23 protein-coding genes and 1 tRNA gene are annotated in these 25,345 nt (G+C 44.3%); 17 read left to right on the top strand and 7 right to left on the bottom strand.

The window, feature by feature from the left end:
• Positions 1 to 130 precede the first annotated feature (130 nt).
• From VGD82_RS01935 to cysK, 6 genes are all read left to right on the top strand, one after another.
• The gene (locus VGD82_RS01935) at positions 131 to 1,375 is read left to right on the top strand and encodes an adenylate/guanylate cyclase domain-containing protein (protein WP_331018783.1); all 1,245 of its coding nucleotides are present in this window, start codon (positions 131 to 133) and stop codon (positions 1,373 to 1,375) included.
• Positions 1,376 to 1,443: 68 nt separating this feature from the next.
• Positions 1,444 to 1,533, top strand: a tRNA-Ser gene (locus tag VGD82_RS01940).
• A gap of 316 nt (positions 1,534 to 1,849) precedes the next feature.
• A complete protein-coding gene (locus VGD82_RS01945; RefSeq protein WP_331018784.1) occupies positions 1,850 to 2,155 on the top strand; it encodes a hypothetical protein in 306 nt (101 codons plus the stop codon).
• Between the two features lie 191 nt (positions 2,156 to 2,346).
• Positions 2,347 to 2,418: a pyrroloquinoline quinone precursor peptide PqqA gene (gene pqqA, locus VGD82_RS01950; protein WP_012777389.1), complete on the top strand. Its 72-nt coding sequence runs from the start codon at positions 2,347 to 2,349 to the stop codon at positions 2,416 to 2,418.
• Positions 2,419 to 2,653: 235 nt separating this feature from the next.
• A complete protein-coding gene (locus VGD82_RS01955; protein WP_331018785.1) occupies positions 2,654 to 3,136 on the top strand; it encodes a hypothetical protein in 483 nt (160 codons plus the stop codon).
• Positions 3,137 to 3,335: 199 nt separating this feature from the next.
• Positions 3,336 to 4,319 carry a cysteine synthase A gene (gene cysK, locus VGD82_RS01960; RefSeq protein WP_331018786.1) on the top strand — a complete coding sequence of 328 codons (984 nt, stop codon included), beginning with the start codon at positions 3,336 to 3,338 and terminating at the stop codon, positions 4,317 to 4,319.
• 242 nt (positions 4,320 to 4,561) lie between these two features.
• On the opposite strand, the gene VGD82_RS01965 is transcribed toward cysK, so the two are convergent.
• Positions 4,562 to 5,560 carry a sulfate ABC transporter substrate-binding protein gene (locus VGD82_RS01965; protein ID WP_331018787.1) on the bottom strand — a complete coding sequence of 333 codons (999 nt, stop codon included), beginning with the start codon at positions 5,558 to 5,560 and terminating at the stop codon, positions 4,562 to 4,564.
• A 290-nt stretch (positions 5,561 to 5,850) separates the two neighbouring features.
• Between VGD82_RS01965 and epsC the strand changes: the two genes are divergently transcribed.
• Genes epsC through VGD82_RS01980 form a run of 3 tightly spaced genes read left to right on the top strand, consistent with a single transcriptional unit; the run spans position 5,851 to position 9,577 of the window.
• Complete coding sequence (epsC, locus tag VGD82_RS01970) at positions 5,851 to 6,786, top strand: serine O-acetyltransferase EpsC (protein ID WP_331018788.1); 936 nt, start codon at positions 5,851 to 5,853, stop codon at positions 6,784 to 6,786.
• Between the two features lie 24 nt (positions 6,787 to 6,810).
• Positions 6,811 to 7,728 carry a family 2A encapsulin nanocompartment shell protein gene (locus tag VGD82_RS01975; RefSeq protein ID WP_135277688.1) on the top strand — a complete coding sequence of 306 codons (918 nt, stop codon included), beginning with the start codon at positions 6,811 to 6,813 and terminating at the stop codon, positions 7,726 to 7,728.
• A complete protein-coding gene (locus VGD82_RS01980; RefSeq protein ID WP_331018789.1) occupies positions 7,715 to 9,577 on the top strand; it encodes a family 2A encapsulin nanocompartment cargo protein cysteine desulfurase in 1,863 nt (620 codons plus the stop codon). The genes VGD82_RS01975 and VGD82_RS01980 overlap by 14 nt, the downstream gene beginning before the upstream one ends.
• Before the next feature lie 84 nt (positions 9,578 to 9,661).
• Here VGD82_RS01980 and VGD82_RS01985 read toward each other — a convergent pair whose 3' ends face one another.
• Both VGD82_RS01985 and VGD82_RS01990 read right to left on the bottom strand, forming a co-directional pair.
• Positions 9,662 to 10,003 carry a DUF2325 domain-containing protein gene (locus VGD82_RS01985; RefSeq protein ID WP_294840047.1) on the bottom strand — a complete coding sequence of 114 codons (342 nt, stop codon included), beginning with the start codon at positions 10,001 to 10,003 and terminating at the stop codon, positions 9,662 to 9,664.
• A 113-nt stretch (positions 10,004 to 10,116) separates the two neighbouring features.
• Positions 10,117 to 10,311, bottom strand: a complete 195-nt coding sequence (locus VGD82_RS01990; RefSeq protein ID WP_331018790.1) for a YezD family protein — start codon at positions 10,309 to 10,311, stop codon at positions 10,117 to 10,119.
• A gap of 416 nt (positions 10,312 to 10,727) precedes the next feature.
• Between VGD82_RS01990 and VGD82_RS01995 the strand changes: the two genes are divergently transcribed.
• The 3 genes from VGD82_RS01995 (at position 10,728) to parC (ending at position 16,270) form a co-directional block, all read left to right on the top strand.
• Complete coding sequence (locus tag VGD82_RS01995) at positions 10,728 to 11,639, top strand: ATP-binding protein (RefSeq protein ID WP_331018791.1); 912 nt, start codon at positions 10,728 to 10,730, stop codon at positions 11,637 to 11,639.
• Positions 11,640 to 11,999: 360 nt separating this feature from the next.
• Positions 12,000 to 13,985, top strand: a complete 1,986-nt coding sequence (locus tag VGD82_RS02000; protein ID WP_331018792.1) for a DNA topoisomerase IV subunit B — start codon at positions 12,000 to 12,002, stop codon at positions 13,983 to 13,985.
• Between the two features lie 11 nt (positions 13,986 to 13,996).
• Positions 13,997 to 16,270, top strand: coding sequence for a DNA topoisomerase IV subunit A (gene parC / locus VGD82_RS02005; protein WP_331018793.1), 2,274 nt, complete (start codon positions 13,997 to 13,999; stop codon positions 16,268 to 16,270).
• Between the two features lie 127 nt (positions 16,271 to 16,397).
• On the opposite strand, the gene VGD82_RS02010 is transcribed toward parC, so the two are convergent.
• Genes VGD82_RS02010 through VGD82_RS02020 form a run of 3 tightly spaced genes read right to left on the bottom strand, consistent with a single transcriptional unit; the run spans position 16,398 to position 17,937 of the window.
• Entirely contained in the window at positions 16,398 to 16,808 is a 411-nt protein-coding gene (locus VGD82_RS02010) for a DUF6691 family protein (RefSeq protein ID WP_331018794.1), read from the bottom strand.
• Between the two features lie 3 nt (positions 16,809 to 16,811).
• Positions 16,812 to 17,237 (bottom strand): YeeE/YedE family protein, encoded by a 426-nt coding sequence (locus VGD82_RS02015; protein ID WP_331018795.1) that lies wholly within the window; start codon positions 17,235 to 17,237, stop codon positions 16,812 to 16,814.
• A gap of 4 nt (positions 17,238 to 17,241) precedes the next feature.
• Positions 17,242 to 17,937 carry an MBL fold metallo-hydrolase gene (locus VGD82_RS02020; protein WP_331018796.1) on the bottom strand — a complete coding sequence of 232 codons (696 nt, stop codon included), beginning with the start codon at positions 17,935 to 17,937 and terminating at the stop codon, positions 17,242 to 17,244.
• An 83-nt stretch (positions 17,938 to 18,020) separates the two neighbouring features.
• Here VGD82_RS02020 and VGD82_RS02025 point away from each other — a divergent pair, with 83 nt between their 5' ends.
• Entirely contained in the window at positions 18,021 to 18,341 is a 321-nt protein-coding gene (locus VGD82_RS02025; protein WP_331018797.1) for a metalloregulator ArsR/SmtB family transcription factor, read from the top strand.
• A 44-nt stretch (positions 18,342 to 18,385) separates the two neighbouring features.
• On the top strand, positions 18,386 to 19,204 hold the full coding sequence (locus VGD82_RS02030; protein ID WP_331018798.1) for a sulfite exporter TauE/SafE family protein: 819 nt from the start codon (positions 18,386 to 18,388) through the stop codon (positions 19,202 to 19,204).
• A gap of 534 nt (positions 19,205 to 19,738) precedes the next feature.
• On the opposite strand, the gene VGD82_RS02035 is transcribed toward VGD82_RS02030, so the two are convergent.
• Positions 19,739 to 22,459, bottom strand: coding sequence for an Rne/Rng family ribonuclease (locus tag VGD82_RS02035; protein WP_331018799.1), 2,721 nt, complete (start codon positions 22,457 to 22,459; stop codon positions 19,739 to 19,741).
• Positions 22,460 to 23,273: 814 nt separating this feature from the next.
• Here VGD82_RS02035 and VGD82_RS02040 point away from each other — a divergent pair.
• The 3 genes from VGD82_RS02040 to VGD82_RS02050 are packed head-to-tail and all read left to right on the top strand — an operon-like array spanning position 23,274 to position 25,334.
• Positions 23,274 to 24,296, top strand: a complete 1,023-nt coding sequence (locus VGD82_RS02040; protein ID WP_331018800.1) for an RluA family pseudouridine synthase — start codon at positions 23,274 to 23,276, stop codon at positions 24,294 to 24,296.
• Positions 24,297 to 24,302: 6 nt separating this feature from the next.
• The gene (locus VGD82_RS02045; RefSeq protein WP_331018801.1) at positions 24,303 to 24,959 is read left to right on the top strand and encodes an HAD-IIIA family hydrolase; all 657 of its coding nucleotides are present in this window, start codon (positions 24,303 to 24,305) and stop codon (positions 24,957 to 24,959) included.
• A 12-nt stretch (positions 24,960 to 24,971) separates the two neighbouring features.
• Positions 24,972 to 25,334 carry a Rieske (2Fe-2S) protein gene (locus tag VGD82_RS02050; RefSeq protein WP_331018802.1) on the top strand — a complete coding sequence of 121 codons (363 nt, stop codon included), beginning with the start codon at positions 24,972 to 24,974 and terminating at the stop codon, positions 25,332 to 25,334.
• Positions 25,335 to 25,345 lie beyond the last annotated feature (11 nt).

Consider the following 25,345-nt stretch of genomic DNA (forward strand, 5'->3'; position numbering starts at 1 on the left):
GACGCACTAATCGAATTTTGGTTGCAATATGATTTAACAGCTTGATTGATTTAAAAATAGAAAAAGACAGTTGCTTAAGTTATAGTGTGGTTGTCGTAATTAAAAAAAACTGCATATTCATTGTTCAAACATGGCGACTGACTTAGCAAACTCATCAATATTTGCGCGTAGCTTTTGGGACGGTTTATTGAATCCAACTTCCTTAAGCCTGGGCAGAGCCATTTTATCCATACTAGTCGTTGCTGAAACTTTAGTGAGCTTTTTCTGGATATACACACTCTCTAGCCTAGGTGAGGGCTATGCCTTGATTGCGGCTGTTCCTTACTTTTATCTGATTATTTCCTACTTTAGCTTATTCATTTTTTACCAGTTTAAGCGTTTTGAGTACTTTACGTTTACGCAACTAGTCATGCTGTTGGTGATGCCATTCTTTATGCAATGGATTATTGGCGGGTTTGAAGCCTCTAGCGGCGTTGCCATCTGGGCTATTTTGTCGCCGGTAGGTGCCTTAATGATTTTAGGTACACGTCAGTCCACCCCGTGGTTTTTGCTGTTTGTCGGCTTGGCGTTTCTTTCCTGGAAGCTCAATAATTACTTCGCGATTAACGCGATGCCGATTCCTAATGGGGTTAAAGACGCATTCTTCCTGATGAATATCACCGGTACTGCTGCTATCTTGTATGGCGTTTTGCGCTTTTTTCAGGTGCAGAAAGAGCGCATCATGCACTCGCTTGAGATTGAGCAGGCAAGGTCTGAGCAGCTGTTGCTGAACATTTTGCCAGCACCAATTGCACAAAGGCTAAAAGACTACGACATGCGTATCGCTGATCACTACGAAAGCGTAACGGTCATGTTTGCCGATTTGATTAACTTTACGCACATGTCAGACAAAATGTCGCCTACACAGTTAATTGATTTGCTCTCGCAGATATTTTTACGCTTTGATCAGTTGGCAGATAAGTATCAGGTAGAAAAAATCAAAACGATTGGTGATGCATATATGGTGGTTTCTGGCGCGCCTATCGTTTGTGATAACCATGCGCATCGCATGATAGAGATGGCTTTGGATATGCAGGTCGCACTAAAGGAGTTGTCTGAATCAACCGGGATAAACCTCAGCATGCGCATCGGCATTAATACTGGCCCCGTTGTTGCTGGCGTGATTGGCAGTAGCAAATTTAGCTATGATTTGTGGGGTGATACCGTCAATATGGCTAGCCGTATGGAAGAAACCAGTCTGCCTAATTCAATACAAGTTACGCAGGAGACGCAGCAGCTGCTAGCGCACGACTATGTATTCTCTTCACGTAAGGCAGTTGAAGTTAAAGGTAAAGGCATGCTTGACACGTTTATTTTGTTGGGCAGGGCAGCGTAATTAACAAATAAAAAAACATCGGGGTATAAGTTTTTTACAGCGAATTGCACTATAATTCGCCCCCTAACGGAAGAGTGGATGAGCGGTTTAAGTCACCACCCTGGAAAGGTGGCATAGGGGCAACCCTATCGAGAGTTCGAATCTCTCCTCTTCCGCCAGCGCTTTCTCTCATGAAAATCCACTACTAATCAACCGGTTGATTTCTAGTCTCCATCTTGGTGGCTTTCGGTAATGTCATGTGGTTTCTTATCCCATCACAACCTCCTGCATCGGTTTTAGCCGCCGCACAGCCTATCGTTTTACTGCATATAGGCACGATAATAACCATTAGGTATGCATAGATTTTCTGATGCTATTTAAGTTTATATAAGTGCCAGTTTCATATTGCTGCAATAAAACATAGTTACCTTAACGTTTAAAGATTTACCTGTAACGCAACAGGGTTTAATCATTAAACTGAATAGGAGCTATGACATGGCAATCCATCAATACATTGAACAGCTAACTAAGCGTGAAGCCCTTTATAGTAAAAGAGTTCAGCATTGCCTGCTGGTAATAGTGCTTGCAGTGCTCCCACTCACAACATTCTCAAGCGGTGCGGGAGGGTTTCATGTGAAAAGTTTTAGTGTCCTTGTTAGGCAGTTTGGTGAAGTTGGTCTTTCTATGCTTTTTACGTTGATTATTATCACTGCATTAGTAGGGCTGCGTAGCTTATGGAAACTACACAAAACCGCTAGGCTACGTGCTAAGCATGAGTGGAATGCATATTCTTTAAGGTAATTTATATTATAGAAAGCAATCCAGCCTAACTTAACTGGGCATATAGGTTGGTAATGATAGAGTGGCTATTCATGATTTTACGTAGTCGTCATTCATGAACAATCACAGTATTATTTTTCTACACAGGTTTATAGTGGAATCATTAGAACACGACACTACGTCAGTTCAAACCAAATACTAGGAGAATGATTATGTGGACAACACCAGCAGCTACTGAAATGCGTTTTGGCTTTGAAGTTACTATGTACGTCATGAACAAATAATACTTGTTTCAAGTATGATAAAAACCCAGATGATTCTGGGTTTTTTTATGCCTTTCACTTTCATCTATACACATCTCAAATTTAGCTAAGTTGTTCTCGCTATCAACGCTATACTTCTGTCTGTCCCAGTTGCTGTCCTACTAAAGTAGCTAGCGCACAGCCGGTGATGCACTACAATAACTTTATCGCAGATGGACGATTGTGACGTCTGCTAATCAAGAAAAGTTTTATGGTAATGAGTGATACTGAAATATTAAGAGCAAGCGCTATTAATGGGCTCCATAAAGTGCTTTCATTTAAGCAGCCTTTTGCATGGTTGATTACAAATGGCTATCTGATGGTGGATGACCGTACTTGGGGTACCACGTATCGTGGTTCAATACTTATTCATGCGAGCAAGGGTTTGTATGATGTGTATTATGATTATCTTAAAGCCAATACAGACATTCCGTTGCCGGCTAAAGAAGAACTAGCGTACGGTGGGGTAGTAGGGGTAGCAGATTTGGTGCTTTGTAGCCGGCCCGATGCATTGCCCGAGCGTATAAGTCGTCAGCATCGAGCACAGTTTCAAGGGGTTAGTAGTCGACATTATGGGTTCTTATTTGAACAAGCCAGGCCTGTATCTTTTATGCCATGTGCGGGCAAGCTTGGGATTTTTGAGGTGGAAATTGAGGCACTGTTAAGTGCACCACCCGCCGCACAGGCTGAACTGTTTTAACGCATCTGTCATTGAATAGCATAAGCTTGCCAAGTGCTACAAGGTTGCGAAAGCACTAGTTTCTATCATCGTCTTTATGCTTTTTACTTGTAACTAAATAGCTAAAAGTTATTGTAAGTTGGTTATTTAAATTGCTAGACTTCCACTTATAATCGCTTGATTAAAGCTTATAGTTAACACAGAAAAAATAGGAATATTCATGGCAAATTGGTATGAAGACAACGCGCAATCTATCGGTAAAACACCGTTGGTTAAGTTAAATCGGGTGACAGATGGTGCGCCAGCGCTAGTGCTTGCCAAAATTGAGGGCCGTAATCCAGCTTATTCGGTTAAATGTCGCATCGGTGCTGCCATGATATGGGATGCAGAGCAGCGCGGACTTTTGGGGCCAGGTAAGGAGATTGTTGAGCCTACCAGTGGTAACACGGGTATTGCATTGGCATTTGTTGCGGCAGCCAGAGGCATTCCACTAACCCTTACTATGCCAGAAACTATGAGTATAGAGCGCCGCAAGCTGTTAGTGGCTTATGGTGCTAAATTAGTGCTAACCGAAGGTGCCAAGGGCATGAGTGGCGCGATTGCAAAAGCAGAAGAGATTGCTGCTTCTGACCCTAACCGTTATGTACTACTACAACAGTTTAAAAACCCAGCTAATCCTGAGATTCATGAAAAAACCACAGGCCCAGAAATCTGGGATGCGACTGATGGAAAAATTGATATTTTAGTCTCTGGTGTAGGTACTGGCGGCACGATTACCGGGGTGAGCAGATACATCAAGAACACACAAAAGAAAGCCATCATTTCAGTTGCAGTAGAGCCTGCTGCTAGCCCTGTATTAAGCCAAAAACTTGCAGGTGAGGAAATTAAACCAGCCCCGCATAAAATACAAGGGATAGGCGCTGGTTTTGTGCCTGAAGTGCTAGATTTGTCACTGGTTGATGATATCGCACAAGTAACGAATGAAGAGGCTGTGCTTTACGCACAGCGCTTAGCTAAGGAAGAGGGTATCCTGTCTGGTATTTCTTGTGGCGCGGCTGTGGCTGTCGCTGTGCGCTATGCAAAGCGCCCTGAAAACGCTGGTAAAACAATTGTTGTGGTATTGCCAGACTCTGGTGAACGCTATTTAAGCTCTATTCTCTTTGAAGGCTTATTTGACGATAAAGGCATTGTGGTATCAGTCTAGTCATTAGCAAAAAAGGCTGTGCTATTAAAAAGCCCTCCCATGCTGGAAATGCGTGGGAGGGCTAATTTATTATTTAGGCAATAGTGATTTTTTAGAAAATTTGGTGTTAACTAATTGAATTTAGTTACCATATTTTAGCTGAGGTGTGTTGTAACTTAGATGGCGCGCCCAGTTGTCAGGTGCGCCATATGAAGAACTGGAATTAGTGCATATCCGTAGTGTTGAATATGCAGTAGCAGGCTTTATTTTTGGTAGATTTGGTCAAACAGTGCGCCATCTGCAAAGTGTACTTTTTGTGCTTTAGTCCAGCTGCCGAAAACATCGCCAACACTAAATAGCTCTATGTTTCTAAAACGAGCTTTGTATTTGTTAGCAACAGAAGCTACGCTTGGTCTTAGGTAGTGTTGAGCAGCAATCTCTTGGCCAGCTTCAGAGAAGTGGTACTCTACGTAGGCTTGGGCTAGCGCTTGATTCTTATGTTTGATTGCAAACTTATCTACAACTGCGATTGGGTTTTCAGCCAAAATGCTAGTGGATGGATATACCACGTCAAATTTGTCGCCTAGCTCTTTTTTAATGAGGTTTACTTCATTTTCAAATGTAAGTAATGCATCACCAATTTCGCGCTGTGCAAATGTGGTGGTTGCGCCGCGACCGCCTGTATCTAATACCGGCACATTTTTAAATAGTTTGGTTACAAAGTCTTTGGCTTGCGCGTCATCACCGCCTTTTTTGATGACATAACCCCAGGCTGCCAAATAGCTGTACTTGCCGTTACCTGAAGTTTTAGGGTTAGGAATCACCACGCTAACATCTGGTTTAATTAAATCATCCCAATCTTTGATATTTTTAGGGTTGCCTTTGCGTACTAAAAACACAGTGGTAGAGTTGGTTGGCGAACTTGCATTAGGTAGGCGTTTTTGCCAATCTTTAGGAATCAACTTTGCACGGTCATACAGGATGTCGATATCCGGTGCTTGGTTCATGGAGATAATGTCAGCTTCTAACCCATCTGACACCGATCTGGCCTGTTTGCTGGAGCCGCCGTGTGATTGATTAATGGTGACAGTTTCGCCGGTTTTTTGTTTCCAGTAGTTAACGAAAGATGGATTGAAATCTTTATAAAACTCGCGTGTCACGTCGTATGAAACGTTTAGTAGTGCACTGTTGGCAAAGGCACTGCCCGTGAAAATTAAGCTGCTGATGGTCAGCAGTCCTGCTAAGAGAGATTTTTTATTCATATGATTTACTCTAGTTCAATAATTTAGGAGTGTCTAAGTTAATCATCAAGGTTTAATAATGTAAAAGAATAAAAAAATATATGTATATAATTTATAAATATTATTGAAGCATTTTTGACTACTTCTTTAAATAGTGAGAGTGGTGTATATTGATTGCACAAAACAAGGCGACGATTAAAGCCTTGTCATTATTTATAGAATATTTCAGTTAGCGAGTGCTGACCGGACAACCGGAAGCCAGTGAGTCGAGAGACCACTGGCTTTTTTTATTTTCTGCGACAGGTATTGATATGTCTAACATAACTACGATATTGCCAAATGAAAGTTTTGATATCCAAGGCATTGTGCAGGCTTTGCGTGATGTAAGGGTGACTTCTTTAGAGCACAGGCATCGACGTAACAAGCCGCCAAAGTTACCTTCAAGAAAAGCATTGCAAACGGTGATTGATGGCTTAAGTGCTGCGCTTTTCCCAAACCGCTTGGGTGCGCCAGGCCTTCAAGAGGAAGGCATAGACTATTTTGTGGGGTTCACACTGGATACCGCCTTGCGTGAACTCAATACGCAAATCCAGCTGGAGTTACGTTACTCCGCCGACACCGATCATGACAAAACACCTAGCGTAGAGGCCGCGATGAATAAGGCGCGTGCGTTTGCTAAGTCTTTACCAAAAATACGAAAACTTTTGGATACAGACTTAGACGCTGCATTTCAAGGTGACCCAGCCGCACGTAGTTTGGATGAGGTGCTGGTTTGCTACCCAGGTATATCAGCCATTATTCACTACCGTTTAGCGCATGAGTTGCACAAATTAGGCTTGCCTCTCATCGCTAGAATCATTTCTGAACTTGCTCATTCTGCTACTGGCATAGACATTCACCCAGGGGCGACGATTGATGAAGGCTTTTTTATTGATCATGGAACAGGTGTCGTGATTGGTGAAACTGCACTGATAGGACGGCATGTTCGGCTTTACCAAGCCGTGACACTTGGAGCTAAACGCTTCCCGACCGATGAACAAGGCCATCTAATTAAGGGCAGCGCAAGGCACCCGATCCTTGAAGATGATGTGGTGATCTACGCAGGTGCCACCATTCTTGGACGCATCACGATTGGTGCCGGTTCAGTGATCGGTGGCAATGTGTGGCTGACACGCAGCGTGCCACCTAATAGCCAAATTACCCAAGCTAAAACGCAGGTAAGCGCAACAGATGATGTTGCGCAGTAAACAAATTTTTAACAGGAGAAACAAATGACAGATATTCATCAAGCACATACCGCATTAGGGGATGTAGCTGCACGTACGCTATCGAACGCGACCAAAACCGTCCCAATGATGGGTACCATCACGCCACGCTGGTTGGTGCATTTAATGCAGTGGGTGCCTGTAGAAGCTGGTATCTACCGTGTGAATAAAGTAAAAGACCCAAGTGCGATTGAGGTTGATTGTTCTGCTAAAGATGAACGTGATATTCCGGCAACTTTTGTAGATTACGAAGAATGGGGCCGTGAGTACGTGTTAAACGCAGTGAATACTGCTGTAGATGTGCATACACGTGTTTCTGATTTATACAGCAGCCCGCATAATCAAATTAAAGAGCAATTACGCTTGACCATTGAAACGGTGAAAGAGCGTCAAGAGAGCGAGCTGATTAACAATAAAGAATACGGTTTGTTGAACAATATTGTTGACTCACAAAAGGTTAAGTCACGTACTGGCTTCCCTACGCCTGATGATTTTGATGAATTGCTCTCAAAAGTTTGGAAAGAGCCAGCGTTTTTCTTGGCACATCCGCAAGCAATTGCCGCCTTTGGCCGTGAGTGCACACGTCGCGGCGTGCCACCACCAACCGTAGCGTTATTTGGCTCACAATTTATTACATGGCGCGGTGTGCCGATTATCCCTTGCGATAAATTAAAAGTGACCAACGGTAAAACTAATATTCTATTGTTACGTACAGGTGAAAGCCGTCAGGGTGTGGTGGGGTTGTATCAGCCTAACTTGCCAGGTCAGCAAAGCATGGGTCTATCTGTGCGCTTTATGGGCATTAACCATAAGGCGATTGCATCATACTTGGTATCACTCTATTGCTCATTAGCGGTGTTAACTGATGACGCGATTGCGGTATTGGAAAACGTTGATGTAGGCAACTACTATGACTACAAGTAATGGATATTCACCTGCATTAGGTGACTTATCATCTTTTGAGCCGGAGGCGATTTTAGCCTCCTTGCCGGGTGAGCATCCACGTATGGCTGCTGGCTTGGCAGTTGGCAGGCAGGCGAGTGAAACGGGGCACTTTGATGTGGCCGAGTTGAGTCGTATTGCCAATGAGCTATATGCAGAGGGCTTCCCTGCGGGGGCGCCTTTTGTGCAGAAAGAAGAGTTTCCTTCTAATGCTTCTTTAAACCCAGTGGCGGCAAACTCAATACTGCCAACTGCTAATCTGATATCAGACCCTGTACAGACTTCTTCACCATCAGCGTTATCTGCATTGCCAAGCGCCTTGTCTGGAGCATCAAGCTTTAACCAGGCAGACTACGCTAAGGCTGTAGATATACAGCATGTGCCTGGTATTGAGTTTTCAGCGCTGAACCAGGCGATAGGCGGCATATATGACCCTTACCATCTGGAGCTTAATCAGCTATTAGGTGACTTAGGCGTTAATTCGGATAATTTCAGTGCTAGTCCTAGCAGTGGTCAAGGTGAATCGTCTTATTACTTCTTGCCTAGCGTAGCGCATCAGCATGATGCGTCGGTGGCCAGCCAAGCGGTGAGTGCGCATCCTCCATTTGATGTGCATTCGGTGCGTAAGGACTTTCCTATATTGCGTGAATTGGTGAATGGTCGTCCGCTGGTTTGGTTTGATAATGCGGCGACTACACAAAAACCGCAGGCGGTGATAGATAGAATCTCATACTTTTATCAGCATGAGAACTCGAACATCCACCGTGCCGCACATGAGTTAGCAGCGCGTGCAACAGACGCTTACGAAGGTGCACGCGAAGCGGTTAGGCGTTTTATTAACGCACCGTCGGTAGATAATATTGTTTTTGTGCGCGGTACCACAGAGGCGATTAATCTAGTGGCTAAAACCTGGGGCAAGAAGCATATTGGCGAGGGTGATGAAATTGTTATTTCACATCTGGAGCATCACGCGAATATCGTGCCGTGGCAGCAGCTATGCCAAGAAACTGGTGCTAAGTTAAAAGTTGCACCGGTAGATGATAGTGGGCAGGTGTTGTTAGCCGAATATCAGAAATTACTAACTTCACGTGTGAAATTGGTGTCATTTACACAAGTGTCTAACGCGCTCGGTACAGTAACGCCAGCAGCTGAAATGATACAAATGGCACACCGTGCAGGGGCTAAAGTGCTGCTTGATGGCGCGCAGTCTGTATCCCATATGCGTACGGATGTGCAAGCGTTAAATCCTGACTTCCTTGTGTTCTCTGGGCATAAAGTATTTGGCCCTACCGGCATTGGTGCGATGTATGGCAAACCTGAAGTGTTGGATGATATGCCGGCATGGCAAGGCGGCGGCAATATGATTCAAGACGTGACGTTTGATAAAACGGTTTATCATGAAGCGCCAGCTAAGTTTGAGGCGGGCACAGGTAACATTGCCGATGCCGTAGGTTTAGGCGCTGCGCTTGAGTACGTAGAGCGTATTGGTATAGATAACATTGCACGCTATGAGCATGACTTGTTAGTGTATGCAACGGCAGCAATGCAAAAAGTACCGGGCTTGCACTTTATTGGTACAGCTAAAGACAAAGCGAGTGTGTTGTCATTTAAGTTAGATGGCTTTAAAAGTGAAGAGATTGGTGCAGCTTTAAACCAAGAGGGCATTGCTGTGCGTTCAGGTCACCATTGCGCGCAGCCAATTTTACGCCGCTTTGGGGTAGAAACTACAGTGCGTCCATCACTTGCGTTTTATAACACTACCGCTGAAGTAGATCTGATGGTGAGTGTGTTATTACGCTTGGCTTCACAACGTACACCAGGTAGTTTATAAAAGTAGTGCTTGTAAAAGACTTAACCCTGAATATAGGCAACTATATTCAGGGTTAATGTTTTGCAGAAACGCTGTTTATGATGGTTATGCGTTTAGCGGCCACCATTTCTTTTGATTAAACGCAGATTCAATGGTTGGTTTCAGCTCGTCTTTTTTAATGATATCAAACATTCTTTCTTTGGAGCCACTAGGAATGTAGAGGATTTTAATGCCGCGTTTAGATGCATAGTTTTTTACTTTATGGGTGATCGAGTGATTTACCCACTTGGTTACTAATACAATCAATTTGGTATTTTGCGGAATCACTTTATTGCTGTCGCCGCCATTGCGCCCAGACCAGTGATGAATATTATCTATGCCGTAATTACCAAACACTTCCTTGATGCCATCTACTTGGTCGCCACCTACAATTAATACTGAACTCATGATAAGAGCCTCCTGTTTGTTCGCTGCACTAAATTTTGTCTAGTGCTGCTGGTATGATTGATATCGTTAAACTGAATTAAATAAGCTGAATCTGCATTACGTGCTAATAAAAGTTAATCGTGCGGCAGTCTGATTTTTTCGCGTTTTTCAATTTGGGTTACACGGCCTTCGTGTAAGATGATTTCAACCGAGCCGTATCCTGAGCCAAGTTTTAGCTCTTCAACCGCGCGTAAAATGTTTTCTGATAAATCACGATTTTTATATGCACTGATTGTTGTCGGTTTATTTTGTACTTGGTTAAGTGACATGGTCTCTCCTTAAGAATATAAGTAATTGCAATGACCACACTCTATATGGCTTATTTAACAATTAAAAATAATTTAAATTTATATTTTTATAACTAAAAAGAATATAGGGAGTGTGGATAGCCTTGTGCTGTGCATGTGGTGGCAAGCACACAGGGTTAGGTTGGCGCATATTTAAGTGAATGCTTAAATATGCTTCTATTCCTAGTTTTATAAACGCGCCAGTCACTTAGAGCGTCTATCCCCATGCCTCCCACAATGTTATCCACAGAAATTGTGGAGTGTTGTTGCTGTGTGTTGGCGGTATAGCAAAAGTAAGCACACATGCTATTTATCGCCGTGTTGCTTAAATCAAAGCATTGTGCGGCTGGATATAAACATATAATAAATACGTTATCTATTTAATACGCACCAATATCATGACGAACCCACTTTTAGCTCCAGAACAGATTGAGCGCCTGCTAGATTCATTAGACCGAATTGCCTCGGCGCTGGAGGCTTCTCCATCTGCCCAGCAAGAGCAATCAATTGATTTTTCGCAGGCATTTGCTTACCGATGGCAACGCAGCAATGGCATTAATCATGTGCCGCATTTAATACCAGTCACTGCACCGCAACTTATCGGTTTTGATCAGCTATGCAATATTGAGCAGCAGATAGAACGTCTGCATCAGAACACTTTGCAGTTTGTGCGTGGTTACCCCGCGAATAATGCTTTGATGACGGGAGCGAGGGGGACAGGGAAATCATCTTTAGTACGCGCCTGTTTAGATGCGTTTCATCAGCAGGGGCTGCGTTTAATTGAGGTTGAAAAACAGCATCTGGATGATTTACCGCTCATCATTGAGCTGGTTTGCCAGCGGCCTGAGCGTTTTATTGTGTTTTGCGATGATTTGTCTTTTGAAGATGGCGAGCATCACTATAAAGCCTTAAAAACTGTACTAGATGGCTCTGTTGCGGGTGCGGCTGCCAATGTGTTGATTTATGCCACCTCAAACCGCAGGCATCTGGTGACTGAAAAAATGGCAGATAATCTGGAGCATCGTAAAGATAACCAAGGTGAGATACACCCGAGTGATAGTTTAGAAGAAAAAATTTCTCTGTCTGACCGTTTTGGCTTGCGCTTACATTTTTACAGCTTTAGTCAGGACGAATATTTAACAGCGGTGACGCAATGGGTAAAAAGCTTTGATTTTACAATGAATGACAGCGTGCAGGAGGAAGCGCTACGTTGGGCAACCGAGCATGGGTCCAGGTCTGGCCGTATTGCTTTGCAGTTTGCTCGCGATTATGCAGGGCGCGCTTTGCTAAAAAATGCAGGACCACTTTAGTTAAGTTAGCGGCTGTGGATGCGTAGTCTCATTCAGAAGCCAAATTTAATATAAGTATAAATACTGCTACTTTGTTTAAAAATACTTCTTTTTAGCGTTTTCTATTCACACCAGTTACTTAGCATGCATATCCCCATGCACCCCACAATGTTATCCACAGAAATTGTGGAGTGAAACTAAATAGTGGTGCGCCATTTAGGCGTAAACATGCGTAAAAATAATCATGATTGATTTGGGCATGCATATATAGTGACTGGCATCGTTAATTTTTAATAGAATCCAGCGCAAAAAAGTTAATTAGTTTTATAAAATATCGCCAGATAAATTACACTTGAAGTATCAACGTTAAAGGCTAGATCAATGGCAGAAAAAGAATATGATGCAGATTCGGTAAAGGTATTAAGAGGGCTAGAGCCAGTACGTGCCAGACCCGGCATGTACACCCGAACTGACTCTCCTACGCATATTGTTCAAGAGGTGATTGATAACGCGGCAGATGAAGCGCTAGGCGGGCATGCTACCAATATTCAAGTCACTGTGTTTAAAGATGGCGCGGTTGAGGTAACGGATAATGGTCGCGGTATTCCAGTTGAGATTCCCAAAGGTGAAACGCAGCCTGCAGTCGAGCTGGTGTTTGTACAGCTGCATGCAGGGGGTAAGTTTGATAAAGAGGATGAAAATAGCTCGTATCGTTTTTCAGGCGGCTTACATGGCGTAGGTGTTTCTGTCACCAACGCATTATCCACACGCTTAGAGGTGAAAGTGAAGCGTGGCGGCAAGGTGCACGGTCTCATTTTTGAAAACGGTCACTGTATTGAGCCTTTAACAGAAGTAGGCAAGTGCCTAAAGCGCGAGACTGGTACCACGGTGAAGTGCTGGCCAGACCCTAAATATTTTGATTCACCAAAAGTATCGATTCAGCAGTTAGAGCATCTGATTAAATCTAAAGCGGTATTGCTACGTGGTGTGAGTGTCTCACTCTCGATAGAAGGTGTAGATGGCTTTGAGGAGCGCTCATGGACTTATGCCGATGGCTTGCCGCAATATCTGGATGAGCTCATCGGTGAGCGCGAAGTTGCGGATGATGAGGTGCCGGTACCTATCATTGACGGCGAATTTTATCATCAGGAAAACACAGACGGCATCTCTAAAGGTGAGGGCGCCATCTGGGCATTATCTTTTGGTACAGGCGGTGGCCGCGGCGAGTCTTACGTTAACCTCATTCCTACCCTCTCAGGCGGCACGCACGAGGCTGGCATGCGTAACGGGGTGTTTGAGGCGGTAAAATCGTTTATGGAGCATCACAGCATGATGCAACGTGGCGTTAAAGTGTCGTCAGAGGATGTTTGGAATAACGTTTACTATGTGCTGGCGGCAAAGGTATTAGACCCGCAGTTTCAAGGCCAAACCAAAGAGAAGCTTACCAATCGTGATGCGATGAAAATGGTGGCATCAGCAGTGAAGCCGATGATGGAAACCTGGCTCACGCAAAACGTAGACCATGCGAAACGTATCTCGGATTTAGTGAATCGAAGTGCGGCTGCCCGTAATAAATCCACACAAAAAATTGAAAAGCGTAAAACCACAGGCATTAACCTGATGCCAGCCAAGCTAACCGACTGTGAAGCAGCGGGTACCATGGAAGCCGAGCTGTTTTTGGTGGAGGGTGACTCTGCCGGCGGTAGTGCAAAAATGGGGCGCAATAATGAGTTCCAATCTTTATTGCCATTGCGCGGTAAGGTATTAAATACTTGGGAAGTAGACGCTGGGCGCATCTTTGCTAACTCAGAAGTGCATGACATATTTGTGGCCTTAGGTATCGAGCCGCACACGCTAAAAGATAACCCGGATTTTTCTGGCTTGCGCTACGGTAAGTTGTGCATATTGTCTGATGCAGACGTGGATGGCTCGCATATCCAAGTGTTGCTGCTCACCATGCTGTTAAGACACGCGCCTAAGCTAATTGAGCGCGGGCATGTGTATATCTCCCAACCGCCGCTGTATCGTATTGATGTGCCGGCACAAGGCAAGAACAAGCCTTTGCGTAAAATCTATGTGTCAGATGATGTTGAAAAAATGTCGATGATAGAAAAGCTAAAGCGCGAAGGCATTGCTGAAGAAAGACTCAGTATCCAGCGCTTTAAAGGGCTGGGGGAAATGAACCCTGAACAGTTGTGGGAGACCACGCTTTGCCCTGATACACGACGTTTGATACAGGTGCGCTTGCCTGAGGGTGAAGTGAGCGGAGCGCTTAAGATGTTCGATATGCTGATGGCGAAGAATGAATCAGCATCTAGAAAAGAGTGGATGGAACGCCGCGGTAATGATGTGGAGGCTGATGTTTAATGGATACCAGTATGTTAGAAAATAATAACGAAGAAAATGCAGTGCCGATTGGCGAATATGCAGAAGAAGCCTATCTAGCCTATGCTGTATCCGTAGTAAAAGGGCGCGCCTTACCGTCAGTAGAAGATGGCCAAAAACCAGTACAGCGCCGCATTTTATATGCAATGAAAGAAATGGGCTTAGTCGCTGGCGTTAAGCCGGTGAAATCTGCGCGTGTGGTGGGCAACGTGTTAGGTATGTATCATCCGCATGGAGATAGCTCGGCTTATGAGGCGGCGGTGCGTTTAGCGCAAGACTTTACGCTGCGTTACCCCTTGATTGATGGGCAGGGCAACTTTGGCTCACGCGATGGTGATGGGGCTGCTGCAATGCGCTACACCGAAATGCGCTTGTCGCCGATTGCCGATTTATTATTGTCCGAAATTGACCGTGGTACTGTCGATTTTCAGAGTAACTATGACGGGGCGTTTCAAGAGCCAGTGCTGCTGCCGGCTCGTTTGCCGATGATGCTGTTGAATGGTGCATCCGGTATTGCCGTTGGTATGGCGACAGAAATAGTGCCACATAATATGCGCGAGATCGCTAACGCAGTGCTGCATATTATGGATAACCCGAATTGCACCACTGCAGATTTTATGCAGCATGTGCCTGGCCCGGATTTCCCGGGAGGTGGCCAGCTGATTACGCAAACGGCAGATATTCTTTCTACATACGAAACAGGACGCGGCTCATTAAGGCTACGTGCGCGCTGGGTGGTAGAGCCGATGGCACGCGGTCAATGGCGCATTATCATCAATGAACTGCCGCATGGAGTTTCTGTAGAAACCATACAGGATGAGATTTTAGCGATATCCAACCCTAAGCCGAAAAAAGACAAAAAGACCATAGATCAAGACCAGTTGCTGATTAAGCAATCAGCTTTGAGCATGATAGATACGGTAAAAAGTGAGGGTAAGAAAGACGTACGCCTGATTATCGAACCTAAGACCAGCAAGGTCTCCAGTGACGAGTTGATGGCATTTTTGTTACTGCATACCAGCATGGAGGTTTCGTGCCCAGTCAATATGGTGATGATAGGCACCGATGGGCGCCCAGCGCAAAAAGGCATGATTGCTATCCTGAAAGAGTGGATTGCATTCCGGCTGAATGTGGTGCGCAGACGTTGCCAGTTTGATTTAGATAAAATCAATAAACGCATCCATATTCTGGAAGGGCGAATGATTGCCTTCCTGCATATTGATGAGGTGATTAAGGTTATCCGTAATTCGGATGAGCCGAAGACTGATTTGATTGCAGCTTTCCAGCTAAGTGAGATACAGGCGGAAGATATCTTGGAGATTCGCCTGCGTCAGTTGGCACGGTTAGAAGGCTTTAAGATTGAGAAAGAGTTGAAAGACCTGCGCGAAGAAGCTGATGGCTTGCAAACTATTTTGGGCAGCGATACCAAGTTACGCAAGTTGACCGCAAAAGAAATCAAGCAGGATGCTGAAAAATATGGTGATGAGCGCCGTACGTTGATTGAGCCAGTAGAACGTGCTCAGGGCGGCCAGAAAGCATTTGTGGTGGATGAGCCGGTAACTATCCTTTTATCTAAAAATGGATGGATCCGGGCGAGACAAGGTCACGGTGTAGAACGCGATGCTATCAACTGGAAAGCGGGTGACAGCGAGTTTGCCGTGATTGAAACGCGCACGATACTGCCGATTGTATTGTTAGATAGCAATGGGCGCTGCTATGCGTTTGATGCTTCAACCGTGCCAGGCGGTAAAGGCGATGGTATCCCGCTGAGCTCTATCATTGAGGTGCAAAATGGCGCGAAGTTAGTCCATGCACTTTCAGGCAAGGATGATGACCGCTACCTATTTGCTACCTCAAATAGCTATGGATTCATTGCTCCATTGAAGGGGTTAGTAGCTAGACCTAAAGCTGGTAAAGCTTTTATGAAACCAGAGGGTAAGGCTACAATTCTGCCACCAGTGGCACTGGATGATAGAACGCATTTAGTAGTGACTTCATCAGAGAATAAATTGCTAGTGTTCCCTGTGGGCGAGATGAATGAATACCCCAATGGAGGTAAAGGCGTGCGCATCATGGATATCCCAGATAACGCTTCGCTGTCCCGATTGGAGCTAAGCAATGGGCTGACTGCCAATATTCTGGTGAAGGGTAAAGCCAAAGTGATTGAAGGCGATGTGTTGGCTAAATTCATACAAAAGCGCGCTAGAAAAGGCTACTCTGTATTAGACACCAAGCCTGTGATTAAAAGGCAGGCAGGCTTGTTTTAAGTTGAGGCTAAATCTGGCGCTGTACAGCTAGGCATAGCGCATAAAGCACTATGCCTAGTTGAGTATCACATGATTTAGTAGCGCGTAGCTATGCTGTATGGCTGCACCCTTGGTGCAGAGTTACAGCTCATTTCTTATATAGGTACTCATGTGCTGCCATTCCCAGCAGCATGGCGATCACAAAAATAAATGCCTTTTGATAGCCTGCACCTAAGGCAACAATGGCTGGCCCCGGGCAAAACCCTGCTAATGCCCAACCCGCACCAAACAGCATGCTGCCAATCACTAGCTCTTTGCTAAGGTGTGTTTTTGCAGGTAAATGAATTGGTTCATCAAACACGGTCAATGTCTTAGCCTCTACGCGCCTAAACGCGAAGAACGCTACCGCGATAGCGCCTAGCATCACGAAAGCTAGGCTAGGGTCCCATTTGCCAGCAAGATCTAAAAAGCCGATCACTTTAGATGGGTTAGTCATGCCGGAAATAATCAGGCCTAACCCAAAAATAAGCCCGGCACCGAATGTAATAATATTTTTCATGATTTAAACCACATGTAACATAAGATAACAAACTACAAAACCTGTGAACATAAAGCACAAGGTGGCAGTTAACGAACGGAACGATAATCGGCTTAGCCCGCACACGCCGTGGCCACTTGTACAGCCTGAACCCATTTGGGTACCGAATCCTACTAGCAGACCAGCGATGATTAGTGTGCTGGTGGAAGCTGCTATCTCAGAGGCTGGCAATGGTGCAAACATTTCGTATACCTGGCTAGAAATAAGCAAGCCTGCAATAAACAGTAGCCGCCACGTGTGATGCCCTTTGGGCGTATTTTTAAACTGCAGCAACGATGCAATAATTCCGCTGATACCCGCAATTCTTCCTATGAACAATATCAGTATCGATGCTGATAGGCCTATAAGTAAGCCACCGGTAAGCGATGATATAGGGGTGAAGTTTTCCATTACTTTATCCTTGTTGTGGTTCTGGCGTGCCGCATCTACGGTTTGCGGGAACAGCGATATCTATCATCTTAGGCTTAGGTAGATTTAGATTTTCCATGATGTGAATAAACTCATCCCTAGATTTATTGGCTAAACGCGGATTAATGAGTTTTTCTTGAGCAATGGAGCTTACCCTCCTGCCACTGTAGTCATGCCCCGGGTAAACTAAAGTTTCATCGGCTAAAGCGAACAGCTTGGTAGTGATGCAGTCATAAAGCTTGCCTGCATCCCCGCTTTGAAAGTCTGTTCTGCCACAACCATTAATCAATAAACTATCCCCGGTGAAGAGTCTATCTTGCCACATAAAGCTCACGCTACCTGCAGTGTGGCCGGGCGTAGCAATTACTTTTATTTGCTCGCTGCCAAAAGTAATGAGGTCATTATCTTTTAACTGCATATCAGCCGCACTTGCGCCGCAGCCTATGCTGACGCCTGTTTTGGCAGATGTCATTGATTTAAGTATGCCGCCACCTGTAATGTGGTCTGCATGTACATGCGTTTCTAGCGAGTAGAGTAGCGTTAAATGATGCGAATTAATGACATGCAGGTAGTCATCAATGTTTTCCGTTACAGGGTCAATTAACACAGCCTGTTTAGCGCTCATGTCAGCGATTAGGTAAGTAAGCGTAGAGGAGGCCTCGTCATAAAACTGCTTAAACATGATCGTCCTTTCAGAATGAGTTTTGATATTATAGCTTAATATTATATAATTAAATATAATGTATATTAATAGAGTTTATTTAAATGCAAACACAAGCAGTTAATTTCGAAAAATTGCGGGCTTCAGCAGAAATAGCAACGAGCTTATTAAAAGTAATGGCGAATAGTGACCGTTTAATGCTTTTATGTCAGCTATCGCAAGGTGAGAAGTCAGTTGGAGAACTAGAGGAAGTTCTCGGCATCAAGCAACCAACCTTATCACAGCAATTAACCGTGCTCAGAAAAGCTGAGCTAGTGAGTACGCGGCGGGAGGGTAAATGTATTTATTACACGATATCCAGCCCATCAGCATTGGCGATTATGAATGTGCTATATCAAGAGATTTGTATGCATTCTGGAGATTAATAGGTGACGTTAGTTATACATGTGGAGACCTGCACTAAAAAATCATGATAGACCCTAATTTAATCGCAATCTTGTTAGGTATCGTCATTGGCTTCTTGATGGCTATTACAGGTGCAGGCGGCGCTATATTATCGCTACCATTGTTAATGTATTTTTTTAATATGGAGATTAAAGACGCTGCCCCAATTGCGTTGTTAGCCATTTTTATCGCAGCAGGCTCAGCTGCGCTAATAGGCTTAAGGCAAGGTGTAGTCAGGTATAAAGCCGCCACACTTTTAGCCGTGATGGGTGTTTTGATGGCTCCCCTAGGTGTATATGTCGCGCATAGCGTAGCAGCACTTTGGTTGCATCTGCTATTCATGCTATTACTTTTTTATGTGGGGGCTCAAGCGCTTGTTGCTACCCAGAGCAGCAACCTTATGCAAGACAGTTTGTATCATCACAGCGCAACTCCTTGTGAAATAAACCCGCTAAGCACACAACTATTCTGGACGGCATCTTGCACGAAGAGGTTGTTATTGACTGGAGCGGTTGCTGGTTTCTTATCTGGCCTGTTAGGGGTGGGTGGAGGCTTTATCGTTATGCCTGTCCTCCAGAAAATTAGCAATCTTAAGCACCGCATGGTTGTTGCAACCTCGTTAGCGATGACAGCCTTGGTAGCATTAGTCAGTGTTATATCTTATGCAAGTTATTCGGCTATTCAATGGCAAGTTGCCATACCGTTTGCACTTGCCACGTTAGCAGGCAGTTTAGTGGGTAAGCTCATGTCAGCAACGATCTCTATTTCTCAATCCAGATTTACATTCGGAATAGTCAGCTTATTCATTGCGCTAGCCATGTTGTTAAATATGGTTTTTGAGTAGCCAGCTTACCTATAAATTGAGCTGAAGGAGCTAACGGGTTAGGTTGTTAAGTATAAGTTACAGTTTGTATACAAGTATGTTGATACGTGAGTTGTGACTCAAATGCAGTACTCCACAAAATCTGTGGATAACTCTGTGATTACTTGTGGCTATTATCTGTAACTTCCCAATCTATAAGGCTTTTTTGGAAAAGGTTAAACTTTACACTTTTTAATTAACTTATATAAATCAATAAGTTGCATTTTTTGTGTTGATTTGTATAGGTTTTTTATCTGTTTGAGGTTGGCGTACGATTTAGTGTGTATAAGTCAATCATTATTTTGATGAAAATTAACGATTTTTAATGATTTTTTTACTTGCAATTTGTAAATAAATTGTTATGTATCGCGTGCTCAAGGCAAGCCATAGGCTTGGTTCTAGCTGCTTGATTGTAGATAAATAGTTATACAAGTTTAGGTTGCGTGCTATAAAAACATAAAGCCCGACTAATCGGGCTTTATGTTTCAAACTACATGATTATTTGGTTTTACAGAATTATTTATTCTGTGTTTCTACCATCACTAGAGGCTCACTGTTTGCCTCTTCTTTACTATCTTTTTGCCAAGAAGCTGGCTTACGCGGACTACGTTTTTCAACCTCAACTGGAGCTACTGCTGTTGCAGCATCAGCTTTGGTTTCAACTAGTTGTAAGCCTGAGTCAGCTAGGTCGATTTTTTTCGGCTCAGCTTTTGCCTTGCGTGAACGTGCAGGGCGTTTTTTCTCAGCCTTTTCAGCCACCTCTACCGTTGCTTCATCCGCAGCTTGGGTTTCGCTAGGCGCTGATTCTTTGCCGCTAGCTGCAGCTTTGTTCGCGGCATTCTTTTGTGGTTTAGATTTTTTAGCCTCTTTCTCAACCGGTGCTATGCTTGCTTCAATCACTTCTACTGCCGGAGGGGTTGCAGCAGCTTGCGGCGCAGACTCTTGAACTTTAGTTTCTGCGATTTCAACTACTGGTTTGGCTACCGGTGCAGCTTCAGGTTTCGCCGCTATATTGTTGTTTACCGCTGCAGCTGGTTCTGTGTTCGTCACTACATTTGCAACTTCTACATTGTTTGCTGCTGCGTTAGCTTCATCGTTCGGCACAAACGCGCGGGTGTTGTCACGCGGCGCTGCGTTTTCATCACGGTCACGACGGTTGCGACGGTTGTTGCGGTTGCGACGGCTGCTACGTTCACTACGTTGTTCTGTAGAGTCATTTGCAGAAGCTTCACCAGCGTTTACTTGATTAGCATTGCGTGCAGCATCTTGGTTTCTTTGATCTTGGCGTTGATTATCTTGACGCTGATTTTCATTGCGCTGATGCTGTGGTTTTTGCTGACGTTGCTCTTGTGGTCTACTTTCAGCTTGACGAGGCTCCTGCGTTTTTTGCTCTGCATTTTTCGGCGCACGTTCTTGGTTTACGTTTTTATCGCCACGCTCATTGCGGTTGCGCTCGTTACGGTTGCGGTTGCGCTCGTTACGGTTGCGGTTGTTGCGAGGATGGTCACGACGTGCATCGCTAGATTTTTCAGCAGCTTTTTCAGCTTCAGACTTTTCACCTAGACCCAAGAATTTCTTGATTTTAGCGAATAGCGATAGTTTAGGTTCAACCTTCTCCACTGACATCGGTGCCGGCGCAGCTGGTGTGATGCCTTTAACTGCAGCAACAGGTTTTACCGCTTTCGCTTCTTCAGCCGCTTTGCTTACATAAGTTGTCTCTGAAGGCAGTTCTACCATTTGGTAGCTAGCTTTGCTGGTGTCTTCGTTCACATCGTCATGCTTGATGCGAATAATGTTGTAGTTCGGTGTTTCAAGATGGATGTTAGGAATCAACACCACTTCTACACCCATGCGCTCTTCAATCTTATGGATGTCAGCACGTTTCTCATTGAGCAAGAATGTAGCAACTTCCACTGGTAACTGCACTTGAATAATCGCGCTGTTTTCCTTCATCGCATCTTCTTGTGTGATGCGTAGAATATGTAGCGCAGTTGATTCAATACCGCGAATATGACCAGTGCCGTGGCAGCGTGGGCAAGGGATATGGTTCGTTTCACCTAAACTCGGGCGTAGACGCTGGCGTGAAAGCTCTAGTAAACCAAAGCGTGAGATCTTGCCAGTTTGTACACGTGCACGGTCTGCATGTAGGGCATCGCGTAAAGCATTTTCTACTTCACGTTGATTGCGTTGGCTTTCCATGTCAATAAAGTCAATCACTACCAAGCCGCCTAAGTCACGTAAACGTAATTGGCGCGCAACTTCTTCAGCCGCTTCTAGATTAGTGTTGAAAGCAGTGTTTTCAATATCACTACCACGTGTTGCACGGCCAGAGTTAACGTCTACAGAAACCAAAGCTTCTGTATGGTCAATCACAATCGCGCCGCCAGATGGCAAACGCACTTCACGTGCAAATGCTGATTCAATTTGGTGCTCGATTTGGAAGCGTGTGAACAGCGGGATTTCATCTTGGTACAACTTAACGCGTGCCACATTGCTCGGCATTACGTGGTTCATAAACTGTACCGCTTGTTCATGAATATCAGGAGTGTCGATTAAAATCTCACCAATGTCTGAGCTAAAGTAATCGCGGATTGCACGAATCACCAAGCTACCTTCTTGGTAGATTAAATAAGCGCCTGCCTGCATTGCTGAGGCACCATCAATGGCTGACCAAAGCTGTGTCAGGTAGTTTAAGTCCCATTGCAACTCTTCTGCATTACGACCAATACCGGCAGTGCGTGCAATGATGCTCATGCCTTTTGGTACTTCAAGCTGTGCTAATACGTCACGTAGTTCGTCGCGGTCTTCACCTTCAATACGACGTGATACACCACCTCCGCGTGGATTGTTTGGCATCAACACCAAATAACGACCAGCTAGAGAGATAAATGTGGTTAGTGCAGCGCCTTTGTTGCCGCGCTCATCTTTATCTACTTGAACGATTAGTTCTTGACCTTCTTTTAACGCATCCTGAATGCGTGCGCGGCCATCAGCGCCTTCTTTGTAGTAGCTGCGCGCTACTTCTTTAAATGGTAAGAAACCATGACGGTCTTGGCCGTAATCCACAAAAGCGGCTTCTAAAGAAGGCTCGATACGTGTAATCACGCCTTTGTAAATATTGCTTTTACGTTGTTCTTTACCTGCGTGTTCAATATCCAAATCGATGAGTTTTTGCCCATCTACAATCGCAACGCGTAACTCTTCAGATTGCGTTGCATTAAATAACATGCGTTTCATTGTTTGCTCCTAAGCGTAGCAAGGCGGGCAGACACAATGCATAAAGTGATGCAATGCTTTGAAAGCTGTATTTAAAGTGAAGTCGCTGAATTAATACCAAAAGAGACACAGTGTGTCAGATGAATTAAGCCTTTGAATCAAGCTCATAGTGTAATGATGAGCTTGAGGCATTAACGATTTGCAATGTAACAATGGTGCAAGTTAACGAAGTCTTATTGAAAAGACATGGGTGGATAACCGTGCTTTTAGTGACTATACACACTAGGTATTACGCACACCCTATACATAGAGATTCATCACTTCGGTCAATAGGACTGCGTCAGATTGAATCGTCTAGTTTTATTGTTTAAGCAGATGCAACACGTGCAAAAACATGTTTATTTGTTCGTTAAAGCAAACTTATTGTTAAATTTATGCTTAAATGTGGCGAAGTATTCTGCCAGTTGCAGCTTAAATTCGTTAAAATTCTATCTTTAGTAAATTCTAATTTGTTTAAATTATTTAATGGCTTATGAGCTGATTAAATAATAGGCCAAATTTAACTTTTCACTTTAAGTCGCGCTTTATGTTTATTTGTCTGCGGCGGCTTGAGCGCTAATTTTTACTTACCGCTACTTTATAATGTGGCGAGCGGTGTTAACCAAGTATTTAGTTGTCACTATTATTAACAAACACATCAAGTGCAAGTAATTGTCTTGATTAGATGTATTTATATTCAATAATTCTATTCTTATCAAGAATTTAACTGTGATTTAAATTGTTAAATTCATAAGAACTCGCAAAGTATAAGCTACATCAACCATTTAAGCAAAGCATGAACAATTTAATTACACATGAGCAAGGCAATCCAGTATCAACAGTGAGTGAATCTGCTGCTGCATTTTTAACCGTAGACGAAGCAAGCGAGGGTCAGCGCATTGATAACTTTCTGACCAAGACCTTAAAGGGCGTGCCTAAGAGCCATGTTTACCGCATTTTGCGTAGTGGTGAAGTGCGCGTGAATAAAAAACGCATTAATGCAGATTTCCGCTTAAGTTTGGGTGATGTGGTGAGGGTGCCGCCTACACGCTCAACCGCAGTTGAAAAAACAGAGTCTGCGGTACCAGCTACCTCAAAATTTGAGCAGGCGATTATTTATGAAGATGATGCCATGCTGGTGATTGATAAAGCAGCCGGTTTTGCCGTACATGGTGGCAGTGGCATTAGTCGTGGCGTCATTGAGCAATTGCGTTTGGAGCGCCCGCGCGCTAAGTTTTTAGAGTTGGTGCATCGTTTGGACCGTGAAACATCTGGTGTGCTGATGTTGGCTAAGAAAAGAAGTGCATTGGTGGCGCTGCATGAGGCGATTCGTAATAACCAAACCGACAAACGCTATTTGATGCTGGTGCAAGGCGAATGGCTGGAACCGAAAAAGCGTGTGGTGCTGGATTTACAGAAATACGTGCTGCCTAACGGTGAGCGCCGCGTCAATGTAGTGACTGATGTTTCTAAAGATAAGTTTGGTGAGCGCCAAACTTCAGAAACTATGTTCCGATTGCTTAAGAACTTTAACAGCTCAGCAGTGGGTAAATTCAGCTTATTAGAAGCGCAGCTGGTGACCGGTAGAACGCATCAGTTACGTGTGCAATTGGCGCATTTGGGCTTCCCGATTGTTGGTGATGATAAGTATGGCGACTTTGACTTAAATAAGTTTTTAACTAAGCATGGTCTCAAACGTATGTTTTTACATTCGTCAGTGACTAAAATTCGTCATCCTTTAACTGCCGAGAGGCTTGAGCTAATCGCACCAATGCCGCCAGAGTTAAATAAATTTTTATTAAAGTTAGAGAAAGAGTAAGTGGTAATGCCAAAGAAGTTTGATTTAATTGTATGGGATTGGGATGGCACGCTAGCGGATTCTACCGGCATGATTGTCAATGCCATTTTAAAGGCCGCAGAGCAGGTAGGGTTGCCTGCAATCTCACGTGAAGCAGCGAGCGGAATTATTGGTCTAGGTCTGCGTGAGTCGATTCAAGCGCTATATGGGGATATCCCCGCTACGCAGGCGCAGGCACTTGCGGCTCAATACAATGCTAATTATTATGCAGAAGAGAGCGAGATACTCTTGTTTTCTGGTGCTGCTGACACCATTGTTGAGCTAAATAAGCGAGGCTTTAAATTGGCGGTGGCAACTGGTAAAGGACGTAGAGGCCTGAATTTGGCTTTGGAACATGCAGGCTTGAGCCGGCAGTTTCATGCCACACGCACAGTTGATGAGTGCTTTTCCAAGCCTCATCCACAGATGTTAGATGAGTTGATGGATAATTTAGTGGTGCTACCTGAGCGTACTTTAATGATTGGTGACACTAGCTATGATTTGCAGATGGCTAAAAATGCCGGTGTTAGTGCCGTTGGGGTTACTTATGGGGCGCAGCCCGCAGAGCACTGGCAGCATTTAGACCCAATTGCGCAATTTGATGCATTTGCAGATTTACGTCAGTGGTTGTTAGAAGAAGCTTAGAGAGTTAGCAGTATGCACATAGAGCAGGATATGATAGTGATTGACAGTACTGCATTGCAGGATGGCGGCAAAGGCATCAGGTTTCCATTGCCAGCGCTGGGTGAGTTTGCAACAGGGTTTGTGGTGAGGTTTAATCAATTACCTTATGCGTATGTGAACCAGTGTGCGCATGTTTCTGTAGAGCTGGATTGGAACGAAGGCGATTTCTTTACCGCACAGGGAGATTATTTAATCTGTGCCACACATGGTGCACATTACCGCCCTGATAATGGCTTTTGTGTGCTGGGGCCATGCAAAGGTAAAAGTTTAAAACCGATTGAGGTCATTGAACAGAATCAAAAAATAATGATCAATATAGCGTCTATTTCTAAATAAAATCAATGACA

Origin of the sequence: Methylotenera sp. (assembly GCF_036401095.1) — a bacterium.
Classification (GTDB): Bacteria; Pseudomonadota; Gammaproteobacteria; order Burkholderiales; family Methylophilaceae; genus Methylotenera.